1 protein-coding gene and 1 pseudogene are annotated in these 2214 nt (G+C 71.6%); one reads left to right on the top strand and one right to left on the bottom strand.

Going from position 1 to position 2214, the window contains the following annotated elements; genetic code table 11:
• Positions 1-410 (bottom strand): annotated as a pseudogene (locus tag BLP62_RS13355) (hypothetical protein); the annotation flags it as partial.
• Positions 411-825: 415 nt separating this feature from the next.
• On the opposite strand from BLP62_RS13355, the gene BLP62_RS14480 reads away from it, so the two are divergent.
• Positions 826-2184: a tetratricopeptide repeat protein gene (locus BLP62_RS14480; protein WP_277621402.1), complete on the top strand. Its 1359-nt coding sequence runs from the start codon at positions 826-828 to the stop codon at positions 2182-2184.
• Positions 2185-2214: the final 30 nt, after the last annotated feature.

Genomic DNA, 2214 nt, shown 5'->3' with positions numbered 1-2214 from the left:
CTCCGGGCCAGGACCTCGAGGCCCAGGGCGAGGAGGGTCCGGTACACCCTCCGCTCCCGCTCGGAAAGCCCTGGCAGGGTGCCCCGCCGCTCCCCTTCCGCCAGGAGGCGGTCGGCCAGCTCCCAGGGATCCCGCGGCCATTCAGGTGGAGGTGGGGAGGCGGAGAGCTCCCTCCGGGTGGGGCGGAGGTCCCGCTTGAGGTCCTCCAGGGGAGGCGCCTCCTCGGGCGGGGGCCCGGAGCCCTCGGGGGGAGGCGCGGCCCCCTCCAAAAGCTTCAGGTAGAGGGGCGGAAGCTCCTCGCCCCTCGCCCGCTTCCTCCGGGCCAGGGCCTCGAGGAAGGCCCGGCCCCGCTCGCTGAGTCCTTCCGGCTGTTCTTTATAGCTCTTCCCTTCAACTCCTTCTTGGGGCATAAACCCCTCCCGTTTCGCGCGTCGGGGACGGCACTCCCCCGCGCGCCGCCTCGGCGCCTATTGCCTTTCCCGCTGGGAGGGGGTAGGGTGAAGGAAGAGGAAGAGGTTCGCTTATCGTGAAGCCCTCCCGCTCTCCCGGCGGGAGCTTTCTCGTTTGGTCCTCACGCGGCCCTGCCGCCTTGGGCCCCCTGGGGGCCCGGTCTTCCCATTGCCCGCCATTATACCGGGCCCAGGGTTGGCAAGGGGTGGGGCTCCAGGGTGGGACCATTCCCCTCTAGCTACCACCTCCAGAGAGAAGGGTCAACGGGGTCAACTGAGGCATGCCAACAGGCGTTATAGATTTCACTTGAAAAACAAAAGGCGCCGGCAACCCCCATTCAGAGGAAAAACTCCGGGTGTAGAATGCTCCCCCAAGATGGCCGGAAAGAGGGGGGAGATTAGCAGATTCTCTGCAATTTCCGATGCTCATCGGCAAAACCGGGCGCCGCGCAGGAGAAGGCCCCTGGTGGGCCCGGAGGGGGTGGACCTCGAGGCCGTCCGCCTCTTCCTCCAGCTCGGGCGCTACCGCGAGGGCGAGGCGGCCCTGGACCGGGATCCCCAGCCGGAGAACCCCGAGTGGCTGAGGCTGAAGGGCTGGGCCCGCTGGCACCTGGGGGACGAGAGGGGGCTCCTCCTCCTGCGGAAGGCGGCCTCCCTGGCCCGGGAGCGGGCGGGATGGATGTGGCAGGACCTGGGGGCCCTCCTCTTCCGGGCCGGGCGCTGGGAGGAGGCGGAGGAGGCCCTGAGGCGGGCCCTGGACCTCTTTGAGGCGGAGGAGGACCACCTGGGCCGGGCCTGGGCCCTCCACGGCCTGGGGGTGGCCCACCTGCACCGGGGCAGGACGGGCTGGGCCCTGCGCCGGGCGGAGGAGGCCTTGGCCGTGGTCCGGGCCAAGGCCCTGGGGAGCTTCCGCAACCGGGTCCTGGTCCTGCTCTCCTCCGTCCACCGGGCGAGGGGGGAGCTGAGGGAAGCCCTCTTCCGGGCACGGCAGGCGGTGGCGGGCCGGCTGGATCCCGACGACCGGGTGGTGGCCCTGAGGGCCCTCGGCACCACCCTGCGGCTTCTGGGGAGGCCCGCCCAGGGGAGGGAGCGCCTGGAGGAGGCCCTGCGCCTCTCCGGGGAGGGGGCCCGGAGGGGGGCGGCCCTGGCGGAGCTCGCCCCCTGCTACCTGGCTCTGGGCTGGCGCAGGGAGGCCCGCAAAGCCGCAGGGGAGGCTCTGGAGCTTCTGGACACTCACGCCCCGGCCCGCGCCCGGGTGCTGGTGGCCCTGGCGGAGCTCTCCCGCCGGGAGGGGAAGGAGGAGGGCGCCCTGGCCCTCCTTCAGGAGGCCCAGGCCATCGGCCCCTATCCCCTCATGGAGGAGGCCCTGGGCTTCCCCGACCTCTTCGCCCTCGCTGAGGAGAGGGGGCTCGCGCTCTCCAGGGCCCGGAAGGCCCCGGAGAAGCCTAAGGTGGTCCTGCGGGAAAGCCCCCCCGGCCTCCTCGTGGGCAGGCGGGAGGTGCCCCTGGAGGGCTCGGGGAAGGCCTTCGCGCTTCTGGCCCTGCTCCTCAAGGAGGGCCCCCTCCCCTGGCGGGAGGCGGCGCTCAGGCTCTGGGGGGAGGACGGCCCCGGGGTGAGGGAGCGGCTTCACATGACGGCCTCGAGGGCCAGGGACCTCCTGGCCGACCGGGAGGTAGTGCGGTGGGAGGGGGAGGTGCTCAGGCTGGACCCGGAGAGGAGATGGGAGATGTTATAATGTTCGCATGGCTAAAAAGGGTGGAAACCC

Origin of the sequence: Thermus arciformis (assembly GCF_900102145.1) — a bacterium.
GTDB classification, from domain to species: domain Bacteria; phylum Deinococcota; class Deinococci; order Deinococcales; family Thermaceae; genus Thermus; species Thermus arciformis.
Note: the sequence above shows the minus strand (reverse complement) of the source record. Positions and strands in the feature narration are given on the sequence as shown.